This is a genomic window from Flavobacterium sp. A45 (genome assembly GCF_002001005.1).
In the GTDB taxonomy this organism is placed as follows: Bacteria; Bacteroidota; Bacteroidia; order Flavobacteriales; family Flavobacteriaceae; genus Flavobacterium.
In genome coordinates this window covers 1-14,648 of the sequence record NZ_MUNX01000048.1, presented here as the reverse complement: position 1 = coordinate 14,648, position 14,648 = coordinate 1, and the positions used below count along the sequence as shown (strand labels likewise).

General features: G+C 37.3%; 8 protein-coding genes. All 8 read right to left on the bottom strand.

Annotation, left to right across the window (positions count from 1 at the left end; genetic code table 11):
* Nucleotides 1-28: 28 nt before the first annotated feature.
* On the bottom strand, nt 29-2,698 hold the full coding sequence (locus B0E44_RS02695; RefSeq protein ID WP_077370667.1) for a glycoside hydrolase family 3 protein: 2,670 nt from the start codon (nt 2,696-2,698) through the stop codon (nt 29-31).
* Nucleotides 2,699-2,812: 114 nt separating this feature from the next.
* A complete protein-coding gene (locus tag B0E44_RS02690) occupies nt 2,813-5,479 on the bottom strand; it encodes a glycoside hydrolase family 38 C-terminal domain-containing protein (protein ID WP_165688757.1) in 2,667 nt (888 codons plus the stop codon).
* A gap of 168 nt (nt 5,480-5,647) precedes the next feature.
* Complete coding sequence (locus B0E44_RS02685; RefSeq protein WP_077370665.1) at nt 5,648-6,985, bottom strand: alpha-L-fucosidase; 1,338 nt, start codon at nt 6,983-6,985, stop codon at nt 5,648-5,650.
* A 26-nt stretch (nt 6,986-7,011) separates the two neighbouring features.
* Nucleotides 7,012-9,567: a beta-galactosidase GalB gene (galB, locus tag B0E44_RS02680; RefSeq protein WP_217341287.1), complete on the bottom strand. Its 2,556-nt coding sequence runs from the start codon at nt 9,565-9,567 to the stop codon at nt 7,012-7,014.
* A 54-nt stretch (nt 9,568-9,621) separates the two neighbouring features.
* Entirely contained in the window at nt 9,622-11,439 is a 1,818-nt protein-coding gene (locus B0E44_RS02675) for a right-handed parallel beta-helix repeat-containing protein (protein WP_077370664.1), read from the bottom strand.
* Nucleotides 11,440-11,459: 20 nt separating this feature from the next.
* Nucleotides 11,460-12,239 carry an SDR family oxidoreductase gene (locus B0E44_RS02670; protein ID WP_077370663.1) on the bottom strand — a complete coding sequence of 260 codons (780 nt, stop codon included), beginning with the start codon at nt 12,237-12,239 and terminating at the stop codon, nt 11,460-11,462.
* A 61-nt stretch (nt 12,240-12,300) separates the two neighbouring features.
* A complete protein-coding gene (locus B0E44_RS02665) occupies nt 12,301-12,648 on the bottom strand; it encodes an L-rhamnose mutarotase (protein ID WP_077370662.1) in 348 nt (115 codons plus the stop codon).
* 74 nt (nt 12,649-12,722) lie between these two features.
* A complete protein-coding gene (locus tag B0E44_RS02660) occupies nt 12,723-14,171 on the bottom strand; it encodes an alpha-L-fucosidase (protein ID WP_077370661.1) in 1,449 nt (482 codons plus the stop codon).
* Nucleotides 14,172-14,648 lie beyond the last annotated feature (477 nt).

Sequence of the window (14,648 nt, the reverse complement as noted above, 5' to 3'; positions counted from 1 at the left end):
CTTAACCGATTTTGAATTGAATTTATAATTATTCCGTAACCGAAAGAATATCTCTCAACTTAATATCTCTTGATGAGGCACCAATCATGATTCTAAAATCGCCAGCTTCAACTACCCATTTCATTTCACCGTTAAGCATTTGCAACGTTTCTTTGTTGATTTCAAACGAAATTTCTTTTGATTCTCCCGCTTTCAGCGAAATTCTCTGGAAACCTTTCATTTGTTTAATTGGCTGTGCAATGGATGCCAAAACATCTCTTACATACAATTGAACCACTTCGTCACCATCAATGTTACTTGTGTTTTTAATGGTACAATACACTTTTGTAGTTTCTGCCTTTCCGATTTGCTTTCTATCAAATCTAATATTACTGTATTCAAAAGTCGAGTAACTCAATCCATACCCGAACGGGAATAAAGGCGCACCATTCAAATTGGTATAATCATCCGAACGACCTGTTGGTTTATGGTTGTACACCAAAGGCAATTGCCCTTCAAAAACAGGGAAAGTAATTGGTAAACGTCCTGCAGGATTTTTGTCTCCAAAAAGGATATTTGCCACGGCATTTCCTCCATCTTCTCCAGGATACCAAACATCCAAAATCGCTGGTACATTGTTAATCCATTTGTCCATTGTGATGGCACTTCCTCCCACCAAAAGCACTACAACAGGTTTTCCGGTTGCAGCAACAGCGTTGATCAATTCTTCCTGATGTCCTAACAAACCTAAATAGGCTCTGTCATTGAACTCACCTTCTTCGATTCCGGCTGCGATCATCACCACATCCGATTTTTTGGCAGCCACAACGGCTTCGTCAATTTTTCTTTGCCAATCGTTATTTACACCAATATTCCAAACCAATTTGAATTTGGTATAACCTTGTGATTCAAAAAACTCCACTTTGATATCATATTCTTTGTCTTTTTCAAAATTGAAATCGACCAATTTAGTTGAGTATGTTTGGCTTTTCCAATTATCGATAATTAGTTTTCCGTTCAAATATAAACGGTAACCGTCATTGCCTTCAAAACCAATTTTGTAAGTTCCTGTTGCTGGCGATTTTATTTTTCCGCTCCATTTGGCAGAATAAAAATCGTAATTAATTTTTGTCTGATCCGGTGAATACAAAGTCCAATCAAAATTTATAGCGTTGTCTAATCGTGCCAAAGCGGGGCTTCCGCTCAATTGCACATTATTGAAATATTCTCCGGACAAACCATTCACTGATTTCCCTTTTTCAACAGTGACTAAATTAGCGGACGGAACAGGAACATAATCAGTGCTTTTTCTCGCACAACCTTCGGCCAGATTGATTGCAACCGATTTACCCAATTTGCTTTTGATTCCGTCAAGCATACTCACTTTTCCGTTTCCGGGTCCGCTGTAACCGCCCAAACGTGCTTCGGTAATATCGTTTCCGATTAAGGCAATTGATTTAATATTCTTTTGTAAAGGCAATACCTTATTCTCATTTTTCAACAAGACCATCCCTTTTTCGGCAGCTTCTCTAGACAATAATTTGTGAGCAGGATTTCCGTTCCATTTGTTGGTTTCTTTTTCATCTGCATATGGATGTTCAAACAATCCCAATTCAAATTTCAATCGCAATACTCTTGCTACTGATTCGTCAATATTTTTGGTATCAATTCTTCCGTCAAGGAAAGGCGGTTGAAACAATTTGTAATGTTCGTAAGCCGACTGGAAAATCACATCCAAACCGTTATTAATGGCATTAGCTCCCGACTCAGGATAATCTTTGGCAGTATAATGCAATACATTTCCGCCTCCAACAGCATTTGCATCTGAGATAATGAATCCTTTAAAATTCATTTCGCCTTTCAGTTTTTTGTTCAACAACCAATCACTGGCCGTACAAGGACTTCCACTCACAGTGTTGTACGAAGTCATCACACTACGACTTCCTCCTTCAGTAAAACAAGCTCTGAAAGGTGGAAACTGATATTCCTCCAAATAACGTTCGTTATAATCAATCGGGTAACTGTCACGACCTCCGTCTCCGCTATTTGCCAAGAAATGCTTTGGGGTTGTGATTACTCCTCTTTCTTCAAAAGACGACACATAAGCGACACCCATTTTTGAAGAAAGAAAAGGATCTTCCCCGTAAGTTTCTTCCACACGTCCCCAACGAACATCAGAGGCAAGATTCACAACGGGTGATAAAATTTGACGAATTCCACGGCTTTTAGATTCCAATGCAATGGCAGTCGAAACACGTTTCATTAATCCAGTATCGAATGTCGCCGCCAATGAAATGGATTGAGGGAAAGCAGTTGCTCCGTCTCTTACCAATCCGTGCAATGCTTCGTCAAAAGCAATAATAGGAATGCCGAGACGTGTTTTTTCAACAAAATGTTTCTGTATTTTGTTAATCAATTTTACCGTTTCCTGAGCGTTACTCGCCGCACTGTAATCCAAAATTTGATTACCTGCATCGGCACTACCTTTGGCACTTACCTGAAAACCGAAAATTCCGTTTTTGTAGTTATCGGTACCGTCAGACAAATCCCCTGGAATCATATACATCTGCCAGAATTTTTCTTCTGGTGTCATTCGGGACAATAAATCCTGAACGCGTTCTTCAACCGGTAATTTCGGATTTTTATACTTTGGTGTGTTTTGGGAAAACAACATCGGAGTTCCCAAAAGGAAAAATAGTAAAAGTGCTTTTTTGTTCATGTCTTTGCTATTGGCTAACCGCTAAGGCGCATTTGAATATTATTATGGCCGAAACCATAAGTTATTATAAATCATTGGCTTTTGACTAATTGCCAAAAGCCAATGACTAAAGCTTTATTTCAAAATCAAAGAAACCGGTTGATTTGCTCTGAATTTTACTTGAATTGCATTGTTTGAAATCGACAAAATTTCTCCTTTTTCTTCTCCTCTCAAATCACAGAATTGAGCTGTTTTGTAGTTGCTACCTTGTGGCAAAGTCACGGTACAAACTGTATCTTTTCCATTTTGTTCCCAAAGTCTCACCAAGTCTCCTTCACCATCTCTATTTTTTCCGAAGAAAGTAACCAAAACACCTTTTTCTGACACTGAAATTCCTTTGGCAGAAGCCGAAATTTTACCAGCTGCTCCACCTGCATACGATACCATCAATGGATTTCTGATTTCCTCTGAAGGAACAACAATTGAACTTCCGTCAGTATAATTTTCGATGCTCCACACATAGAATTTTGCAGTCCAAGAGCCTTCAACCCATTCGGTAAAATTGGTACTCCATTGATTATTGTAAAGGTTAAAAAACACATTTCCTTTTTGAGGAATAAAATCGGTTGAATATTTCCACAATCCGGGACGGTCTAAACTCACTCCTGGTACGTCTGCAGATGTAACCCCGAAACCTTGGTTGTTTTTGTCCAAAACTCCAACACCGGTGTTTATGAAACCGTAATCCAGATTAGAATTTTTCACAATATCTTTTACAGGATCGATTACACCTCCCAAACGTCCCAATTTAAACTGTGTATTCTCAATGTTAAAAGGAAAACTGATCCATCCACCTTCTGGCCATGCTTCGGCAGGTTTTCCGCTAATGCTCCAAATCACTTCTACAGCAGGTTTGTTTTCATACAAAGTAAAAACCATTGAATAGTTGTGGTTTAAATCAGTATCTCCTTTAAATTTCATCGTGGCCGAAACCGACAATCCATCTTTAGAAAATTCGATTTCAGCATTCTTCCCTGATGATTTTTTGTACGGTGTATCATCAAGATTGATTCTTCCCAATTCCTGATACGCCCAATTCCAACCTGCTTTGATATAATCCTTGGCGTATTTATCCGTTTGCGTTTTGGCAAATCTTTCGTTTATATATTGACCGAATTTGTATTCCGAATTGGCATTTACCATTTCTTTGTTCGATTTTTTGTCAACCAATGATTTGATAGTTCCGTTTTGTTTGTCGAAAGTGATTTTGAAAAAAGCATTCTCCATTATTCCTTTATCAGCATCAAACGATAGACTTGATTTTGCTGCAGGCGCTTCTTCATCTGTCGAAACAAAAGTCGCATACCCCATGGCCGGAATCATATTGGCTTGGAACTGCAAAATGTTTTTGTTTTTGATAATTGGAATAATTTCACCTGTCGTAACGTTCTTCAATGATTTTTTAAAGGCTGTACCTGTCTGAAGAGTTACCATATCATTGCGTTCCCAAGGCAATGGATTGTACACTACAATACGCTCCCCTTCAACATTTACGGATGTTGCCAAACGTTTTAATTCCCTGCTGAACGCTGGCAAAATTAATTTTTCGGAAGCTGTAACGTGATTTCCTTTTTCTTTCCAAGAATATTCTATGATGTCATAATATCCTTTGGCTCTCAATTTTTCAAATTCATTGCCATACGCCCAATATCCTGAATGTCCATGGCTCATGGCCAAGCCAAAAGTATGTTCGTCAAACAAATGAATTCCTTCTAAAGATTCGTTCACCATTTTCTGTATTGGTTCTTCTTCTTTTTGTCCCCAAATAGTTGACAAAGTACTGAACGCTTCCAAATTTAAAGTAGATTTACTCAAAGCACGACTCGCTTTCATTTCGCGTGGCATCGACATATAACCATGAATCCAAGTATCTGGCATATCCCCCTTGATGGTTTCCAGTTTTGGATTTTCTTTACTAATAGTATTGTAAAAATCCGCCAGACTACCAACTCTTACTTTGGCTCCAGGATTAAGTTTTTGAATTTCTTCTACCGCTTTTCTGTACTCTTCATACGTCTGAGCACCAGAATTATCGTTGGTCTGAATAATTGCCAACCAGGTTTTGTGTGCCCAGTCTTTTGGCGGTGCTGGACTTGTTCCGTAATATTCTCCAAAATAGAAAGTCATCAACTTTGATTTGTCTGGACCTTCCCACCAAAACAGCAATGGAACTTTAGGCGACATCGAAGCCGGATTACAACCAATGTGCAAGAATTTAACTCCAGCATTGTTCAACAGTGTTGGAACAATCCACGAATGACTCGGCACATCCGACATTTTTGCGTCGATAGCCAAAGGCAATCCTAAATCACGGTGTATTTTTGAAGCGTAGCCCAACGATTGTACTAATGGCTCCAAATCGACAGCTTCTGTTTCCATCGAAAAAGGCAGTGCATGAACAAAAAGGTTTCCGTCTTTTATAGCTTTTTCAATTTTAGTTTTCACTTCCGGATTCGACTTCAAGAGCATTTCCTTCATTGGCCAGCCCGAAACAGTCCATTTGAATTGTTGGTCTTTAGGTAAATGTTTTGACTCATCTATTGTTTTCAATGCACTGGTCACCATCGAATTCGCATAATTGTACCTCACATTATCCGACCAATCGGTATAACCAATATCAAAATGCGTTTTGAAAACCACGATGACTTCATTCACTTTTGGAGTCTCTGATTTACTTTTTTTCTGACCAATACCCTCAAAAGGCAAAAGCGAAAGCGCTAAAAATAAAATTGTTTTTTTCATGTTACTGATAACCATTCAATTATATTATCCTGTTCAATTGTCGAAGAGCAAACCTTCAATACTGCTTATATTTTCAATTCATTTTGACTTTTTTACTAAATCGTTTAAATGAATTTGATAAAAAAATGTCATCCCCGAAAAATGAAGATGACATTTTCATATTCTCTATTAATTCGTCAAGAAACCACCGTGGCCTCTGTATAATTTAATTGGTGCGTCTAATGTTACTTTAATACAAGTCACATATTTATCAATCGCAGTTTCCGGTAAGTCAATATATACCAACCCTGGAACGGCACTCCACGAAATTTTACCTACTACTTTATGAGTCAGTTTTACATTGGAACCCAAAACAGTAATATCCTGAATTTTATTATCCAATCCTTTCAACAATACTTGTCCGGAAGTTTTTCCGTGAACAAATAAATATAGTGTTTTTGAATCTTTGGACAAAGTTGTTGGCCCGTAGAAATGTCCTTGTGGAATTCCAGGGATAGTTCCGAAAATACCTTCTCCGTTTCTTTTGTTCCAATCCCCTAATTCTTTCAATGTAGAAACAACTGTTTCTGGATAAGTTCCGTCAGGTTTTGGTCCAATGTCTAATAATAAATTTCCTCCATTTGAAACAGCATCCACAAAAATGGTAATGATTTCATAAGGTGTTTTCCAGTTATTGTCGCTTACACGGTAACCCCAGTTTTCATTCATTGTCATACACAATTCCCACCATTTGTATGCAGGTCGCACCACAGGGAAATTTTGTTCCGGAGTATCGTAGTCTCCATATCCTTGCAAACGACCGTTAATGATGGTATTTGGGTTTCTGTCCAACATCATTTTACGTGTTTTTTCTGCTTGCCATTCTTCGGCACTGTGCTCCCAGTCACCATCAAACCACCACAAATCAGGATTGTACCAATCAGAGATTTCCTTTATTTGTCCTTGAAAGAACTTTTGGAAACGCTCCCAACGAGCCGGTTCTTTCTTGATGTCGTAACGTTTCTTTTCTTTCAAAAAGTCAGGATAATCATTATGCGTCCAGTCGATTAATGAGAAGTAAGCTCCGCATTTCACGTCTCTTTTTCGCAATTCTTCGAATAAAGGTTTAATCATGTCTTTTTTGGCAGGAGTTGTTTTTACCGAACTCAATTTACCCAATTTGGTGTCGTACATCGCTACCCCGTCGTGGTGTTTCGTTGTTATCACACAATATCTTGCACCGCAATCTTTGATCATTTGTGCCCAAGCTGCTGGATCATAATTACTCAGGGTGTAACTTTTTTGCTGCTTCATATAATCATCAACAGAAATATTTCCGTTATGAAAACTCCAAGATTCCGAAACATCGGCTACTGAATAGATTCCGGCATGAATGAAAATACCCAACTTAGCATCTTCAAACCATTTCATTTTTTCAGCAATATCCTTCGTTTGAATTTTATTCTGCGTATTGCCCACTATCGAAGTTCCGATAAGCAGAGCCCCTAATATTAATTTCTTTATCATAATCTATAGTCTTTTTTAGTTTGTTTTTATTTAATTCTAATAACTGACGAAGCTGTTTGTAGTCCTGCGCTTTCAGCTTTCACTGTAAATTGTCCTTTTTTGCCTTTTTTGGCTTTTACAATCACTAAAACTTTACCGTTGTAAGCAGGACGTTCGTGACTTTGGAAAGGAACAAAACTCGTTGCATCACCATTGTCGGTTGCCACAATTTCCCCAGCTCCTTCAATTGAAAATTTAACTGATTGATTTGAGCGAGGCACTACCAATCCAGATTTATCCGTAATATCAACGGTTACGAAAACCAAATCAACATCATCTGCAAATACTTCGGTTCTATCAGCCGTCATTTTTAATTTTGTTGCAACATCTGTAGTTTTAACCACATCCGTAGCCCATTGTTTTCCTTTTTTATAACAAACCACTTTGAGTTCGCCAGGAGAGTAAACCACATTGTCCCAAACCAAACGAAAATCTTTTCCGGCTTCCATTTTCTTTCTTCCAAGGCTTTTTCCGTTAAGAAATAATTCACCCTCATCACCCGAAGTATAAACGTGTACAGGAACTACTTTTCCAACGCGCTCGATCCAATTCCAGTGTGGAAGGATATGCGCTGTCGGTACATCTGGTCTCCAATGCGATTTGTAGCTATAATAACGATCTTTTGGGAAACCAGCCAAATCGATAATTCCAAAATAACTACTTCTTGAAGGTGGATTGCTTTTTTGCAATTCTGCCAATTTTGCTTCCAACTCTGCTTGTTTTGAAGGATCTGTTCTAAAATTCAATAAATTGGTTTCATCAGAATTGTAAGGTGTTGGTTCTCCTAAATAGTCAAATCCTGTCCAGACATATTCTCCCAATAAATGAGGGAATTGGGCATTGGTACGGAATTGAGTATCTGGTGAACAGCCCCAGCCCGGGAAAGCATCATCATAGGACGAAATTTGCCAAGATGTTTTATTATATGGGTCACCAAAGAAATATTCGCCACGAGAACTAACGGTTGAAGCCGTTTCACTACCAATGGTTGGCTTTTTCTCGTATCTTGGATCAACATCCCATTTTGGTTGTTGACTGAAGAAATAATTCACACCCATAATATCCAATGCAACAACTGCACCTGAACTGCGTCCGCCATCAGGATCGTTGTACCCGTTTGAAATCGGACGGGTTGGGTCTTCCCTACGCATGATATCAGCCAAATGCTTGGTCATCGGAACGTTTTGTTGGTCTGGAACTTCATTCCCGATTGACCAGATAAAAACCGATGGATGATTTCGGTCTCTGTGAACCAAAGCCACTAAATCTTTTTCATGCCATTCATCATAAATCACGTTATAGTCATTTTTTTTCTTTCCTATTTTCCATGCGTCAAAAGCTTCATCCCAAACCAAGAATCCCATTTTATCAGCCAATTCCAACAATTCAGGAGCTGGAGGATTGTGGGAAGTACGCAATGAATTACATCCCATTTCTTTCAACATTTTTAATTGTCTTTTCAATGCCGAAGTATTGATGGCTGCACCCAAAGCACCTAAATCGTGATGATTGCAGGTTCCGAAAATTTCAACTCTTTTTCCATTCAAAAGGAATCCGTTTCTTGGTGTAAATTCGATAGTACGAACACCAAAAGGCGTATTGTAGGTATCCAACACTTTTCCGTCAACAGTCACTTTGGTTTGTGCCACATAACGATTTGGATTTTTCAAATCCCATAATTTTGGATTATTCAAAACGGAATGTGCTTCGACTTCTTTATTTCCATTAGCATTAATTTCAACGGTTCTTGGAATTAATGACCCCACTTTTAATTTAGCCACATCGTTTATATCCATTTCATATAAATCAGTCGTAACTACCGCTTTTACAGTTTGGTTGGTGGCATTGTCTACTTTTACAATCATTCTGATATCGGCGGCTTCTTTGGTAATATTTGGAGTTGTGATGAAAGTTCCCCAATGTCCGACGTGCACAGAACTCGTTTTTACCAACCAAACATGGCGGTAGATTCCAGCTCCAGGATACCAACGGGAATCCCAGTTTTCCGTATCTAAACGAACGGCTAAGATATTTTCCTGTCCGAATTTCAAAAATGGTGTCAAATTCATGCGGAAAGAATTGTACCCAAAAGGCCAAGTTCCAACGTAATTTCCGTTCAAATAAACTTTGGCATTCGCCATAGCGCCATCAAAATCAACAAAAATCTGTTTTCCGGAGTCTGAAGTTGGAACTGTAAAATGTTTACGGTACCAACCAATTCCTTTCCAAGGCAATTTTCCTGTTTCTCCTCTTAGTTCAATTCTAAATGGTCCTTTGATAGCCCAATCGTGTGGCAAATTCAATTTTTCCCAATTGGTTTCATTGGTTGAAACGGCTTCTAAATTTTTAGGTTCTTCTTTAATCAATCCATCGGCTTGCAGCCCATATCTTGAAAAAAGCCAATTATCGTCAAATGATTGAGTATCGGAGGAACCCATTCTCTTAATCGCAGTATTTTGAGAAAACCCTGAAAATCCCATCATCAAACAAACTACCAGAGAAAAGCAATTGTTCAGCGAAAACATCTTTTTATTCATATTCATTTATTTATTTTTTTTGTTTTGTTTTTAAAACGAACAGCATTTCAGTTGTCGTTTTTATTTACTATTCAAATCTTTAATATCTGTTTTAATTTGCTTTTTCGCCATCTCGTTAGTTGTGATTTTTGGCTTCCAAGTTGTACCAAACTTGTTATTTTTGATCACAACATTGTTGCATGCCGTAAGAGAAAACGAATTTTCATTGGATCCAGCAGAGAGCAAATCGGATTGATTAATTGTATTATTCGAAAAAAACAATCCGTCAGTTGATCGTGCTGACAAAATAGGTTTGTCGAAAATCTTAAACGTATTATTTTCTATTCGGATGTTACGATGCACATAATAACCTTCAACCAGTTCGTGGTTTTCTGGTGCGATATTGATGATTGTTCCTGAATTGTAGGCACACTCTTCAAAAGTGTTGTTACGAATCGTTACATCGGAAACCGAACCAGACTCAAACCAACTCGAAGCGTCGTTTGCAATCAGGATTGCGTGCATTCCCGTGCGATAAAAAGTATTGTTTTCAATCAGTACTTTTCTACTAGTAGTCAATAACAAACCACGAGTATTGGTTCGCTCGAATCTTGAATTTTTGATAGTAACTTCTGGTGTCCAAGTTGTGTTTTCAATCACGTCACCCACTTTCACTTTATCCGATATTTTGCCATCCAAAACCAATTCCATTTCTTTTTTATTAATCAATTTTGCCGATTTCAATTTGCCGAAAACAATTGGTTTTAGCGTTTGTGGACTTACAAAACTGATACTGTCACCAGCAAAAAAGGCTTCAAATCCATAGGTCTGATGGTGCATGAATTGCAATTTTATTTTCTTATCTTGGGAAATTTCGGTTATTTTCAAATGTGTTCCATGTACGTTTATAGGATCGTCATGCGCACCGAATGTTTTGCACCCGTCAACCAAGATTTTTCCTTTGCAACCCGAAAAATGAAAACAATCTGCAAATGAAGCTATCACGCGACCTGAATCTTCCCGCGGTGCAACGATAACTTTTGAAAGTGTCATATTTTCGGCAAATTGAGAAACGATTCCCAATCCGTGCATGAAGTGCATTTTCACATTCGAGAGAACAATATCTTTACTCAAAGTGATAAATCCGCCGCAATTATCCCTGTACGTATCTCGAATAGAAAGCACATCTCCATCCTTAAATTTTTCTTTTGCAAAATCACCTTCAAACAAAACGGTTCTGTTTTCTTCCTGAATCGCTTTTGATTTCAAAAATGGACCAAATGAAGAATAACGCATCAGGTTTTTCTCTTTATCCAATGAAATAGTGTGATGTGAATTACTTTTCCATCCTTCTCCATAAAATCCAATTTTACCATTTTCGATAAAATATCTGGAATCGGGATGAATATTCATTTTGATAGCGGTCGGCGAAACCGAAGTAATCGTAACTTCCGACATCGTTGGTCTTTCATAGTCAAATTGAATATTTTTGATCTCAATATTTTGACAATTGAACAAAGCAAACGAAACCATTTTTCCGTGTAAAACCACCAAAGTATTATTTCCGTCCAAAGTGATATTTTTCAAATTATCAAACAAAAAACCAATGCTTTTCACTTTAGACAAAGTATCGCTTTCTGTCGAATTCGAAATATAAATTTCTTTCTTGACAGCATCTTCAGGCCATAAATCAATTCTTCCTCCCGGCAACTGAATGACAGCATTTTGTTTGCCTTTGCATTTTTCCAAAGCTTGTCGAAGACCTTTACTTGCATTGGAGTAACTGTTGGATTTTACGCCAAATTGCGTCACTTTGATAGTGTCGGCAACTTGTCCTGAAACACCAAATGGTATCAGGAAAAATAAAAACAGTATGCTCTTTACTTTGGGAAAAATCATTTTAAAATTTTAATTATAATTTACAAAGAACGATCAAGGTGTGTATAACCTCCATCCACATAAATCAACTGACCTGTAGTGTGGCTCGATTTATCAGACAATAGGAATACTGTCATGTTAGCAATTTCTTCAGCAGTGGTCATTCTGTTTTCAAAAGGAATTTTATCTGTAATTTCTTTTAATTTCTCCTCAGGATTTTCAAGGGTTTTAATCCACTTATCGTATAAAGGCGTATAACATTCAGCAACAATTACTGAGTTTACACGGATTCCGTATTTCAATAATTCAACGGCCCATTCGCGGGTTAAGGCATTTCGTCCACCGTTTGAAGCCGCATAGGCCGATGTATTTCCCTGTCCTGTATCGGCAGTTTTGGAACCAATGTTTACAATTGCTCCTTTTGTTTTTTTCAACTCTGGCAAAGCGTGTTGAGCCATCAAATAATAATGCACCAAATTTTTATGAATAGAGGAAATAAATTTTTCGTAGTCTCCGCTTTCTAAACCTACACCGTCATTTACACCAGCATTATTAACTAATCCGTCAATGCGACCACAAAGAGCCAAAACTTGGTCAACCGCACTCTTACAAGCTTCAGGATTGGTCAATTCAGCTACGACCGACAAAGCTTTTCCGCCTTCAGTTTCGATTTCTTTGATAGCAATTTGGTTATCGTCATCAACTCGTCCCACAATTACTGGGATAGCTCCTTCCGATGCTAAAACTTTACAAATTCCAAGTCCGATTCCTTTTGCACCTCCTGTAACGATTACAATTTTGTCTTTTAAATTGAGATTCATCTGCTATATTTTTTTACTTTGAAATTCGCATTTATAAATTGTTCCCTCTAACTTAAATGACTTACCCATTTTTATGCAAGTCAAATATTTTATCCATCATCATCCATTTTTCGCCTTCTTTTGCCCAAGGCAATCCTTTTTGGTATTTCCACATCAATTCTTCCCATTCCTGAACCTTCGGATTATTGGCATCCATCTCCCCTTTTCTTTCAAAAGTAAAAGTCTCATTGGCCTCAATAATCATAAACAGTCTATTGCCCACACAATAAATATCAAGATTTTCAATCCCTGAACCAGTGATGCTTTTTGTGATTTCTGGCCAAATTTTCTCATGGTATTTTTTGTATTCTGCCATTAATGTTGGGTCTTCAACCAAGTCTAATGCGAGGCAATATTTTTGGGTTACCATTCTATTTCGTTTAAGGTTTAAATATTTAAAGTTACTGATTGATCGATTGAAAAACAATCCAAGCTAAAGATCACTTACTGAGCATTCACTTTAATCGCCACTCCAGCCTGTTTTGCCAATTCTGCTCTCAATGAATTGGGAATCGCAACACTGATTCCGCCAGTTACACTTTTGTAATTTAGTTTTTGTTTGTTGGCCAGAAGCGTAACGTTCAATTTTCCTTTTAAATTGGTTTTGATAATAATTTGAGAAGGAATTTCTTTTTCATTTGCAGTTGGAAGATAAATTCCAAAAACTGTTTTTTCGCCTTTCGAAGTATAAAATAAATTACCATCAGAATAAGGCAAGATTGGTTTTGTTGCATAAATAGCATCACCGTTGACATCGAGCCATTTCCCAACTTCTTCCAATGTTTGCTTGATTTTTGGCTCAAATTCTCCTTTTCCGTCAGGACCAACACCAAGTAATAAATTTCCTCCTTTGGCAACAATTCCAGTTAACAGTTGAATAACTTCTGTTCCCGATTTGTATTTGTCATTTGGCACCCAACCCCAGTCGTTTCCAAGTGTAACACAGCTTTCCCATGGCACCGGAATTGGTTTTTCAAGTACTTTTCGCTCAGGAGTCAGATAATCCTCGTATTCGCCCGGTACCCAACGATCCACCACAATCAATCCCGGTTGTTTTTTACGCGCAGTTTCAGCAATGAGTTTCATATTGATGTCTAAATTCTGACGCCCTTTTTTTCCTTCATTTTCCTTTACAGTAGCTACTGGACGAACCCATCCGCCGTCAAGCCATAAAATGTCAACCTTACCATAATTTGTGGTTAATTCATCCAACTGATTTTGGGTGTATTTTACAAAACTTTGCCATCTTTCTGGATGGGCTTTTATGTCGTAATTTGGATTCCTGTCTTTTGGAGGATAATATTTCCACCAGAAATCCTGAGAAGTCCAGTCTGGTTTTGAGAAGTAAATTCCAACAGACAATCCTTCTTTTCGAGAAGCATCCAAAACATTTTTCAACACATCGGCTTTTGGATTTTTAGAGGATGCCAAATTCGGATTTGTAATTTTGAAATCCGTAAATTTGGAATCATACATGCAGAATCCGTCATGATGCTTGGAGGTAAAAATCAAATATTTCACTCCCGCATTTTTAAACATTTTCGCCCATTTTTCGGAATCCAAATGTGTCGGGTTTAAACTGAATCTCGCACCACGATAATCCGAAGCAAAAGAATCGTAATCATCGTAACCGTTGCGTGTCACCCAATCTTCTGGAGCCAATCCCCACGACTCACAGATTCCCAATTGACTGTACAATCCCATATGAATCAAAACACCAAATTTATAATCCTGCCACTGAGCCAGATTTTCTTTTACAGCCTTATCTTTTGGAGCAATGTATGAATCATAAGGTGTTTTTTCATTTTCAGCCATGATATCCCCTTGCGCGTTTGACAAAGTAACAGTTGCTAAACAACAGGAAGCCAATATTAGTTTTATTCTGTCTTTCATATATGTATAATTTCACTTTTATAAGTCCTAAATATACCATCGCCTTTTTCAATTAAATATTTGTCTGCACAAACAATTTTTTAATGACGATTTCATTTTTTATCAATTGCTTTTTTTCTTTCAAACGATAACGTTTTAGTACAAGAAATACAGTATCTCCCAGCAAAAATAACTTTATCAACTAAAACGTTTTATATTTTCAGACACAGCATTTTGACTCAATCTAAAAAAAATAAAGTTATTTTATTATTAAGTTTTATTTTAACTCAAAATTATCATTAATTAAGCAATTATTATCTTAAAATATGACATCAAAAACTCCATTAAAATCAGGTTATTTCAAAAAGAATTGAAATGCATTTAAAGCACATTGAAGAAAAACAATTAATACTACATTTAGGTGTAATTAATATTTTTTGTAAGAGTGTAATTGAAAAGTAAATCCAAAAATATTAAAACATGATACCTATATAATAG

What these genes read in the sequence shown, in the direction of transcription:
- B0E44_RS02695 (WP_077370667.1), bottom strand. Translation starts at nt 2,698, where the DNA reads ATGAACAAAAAAGCACTTTTACTATTTTTCCTTTTGGGAACTCCGATG.
- B0E44_RS02675 (WP_077370664.1), bottom strand. Translation starts at nt 11,439, where the DNA reads ATGATTTTTCCCAAAGTAAAGAGCATACTGTTTTTATTTTTCCTGATA.
- B0E44_RS02660 (WP_077370661.1), bottom strand. Translation starts at nt 14,171, where the DNA reads ATGAAAGACAGAATAAAACTAATATTGGCTTCCTGTTGTTTAGCAACT.
- B0E44_RS02690 (WP_165688757.1), bottom strand. Translation starts at nt 5,479, where the DNA reads ATGAAAAAAACAATTTTATTTTTAGCGCTTTCGCTTTTGCCTTTTGAG.
- B0E44_RS02685 (WP_077370665.1), bottom strand. Translation starts at nt 6,985, where the DNA reads ATGATAAAGAAATTAATATTAGGGGCTCTGCTTATCGGAACTTCGATA.
- B0E44_RS02665 (WP_077370662.1), bottom strand. Translation starts at nt 12,648, where the DNA reads ATGGTAACCCAAAAATATTGCCTCGCATTAGACTTGGTTGAAGACCCA.
- galB (WP_217341287.1), bottom strand. Translation starts at nt 9,567, where the DNA reads ATGAATATGAATAAAAAGATGTTTTCGCTGAACAATTGCTTTTCTCTG.
- B0E44_RS02670 (WP_077370663.1), bottom strand. Translation starts at nt 12,239, where the DNA reads ATGAATCTCAATTTAAAAGACAAAATTGTAATCGTTACAGGAGGTGCA.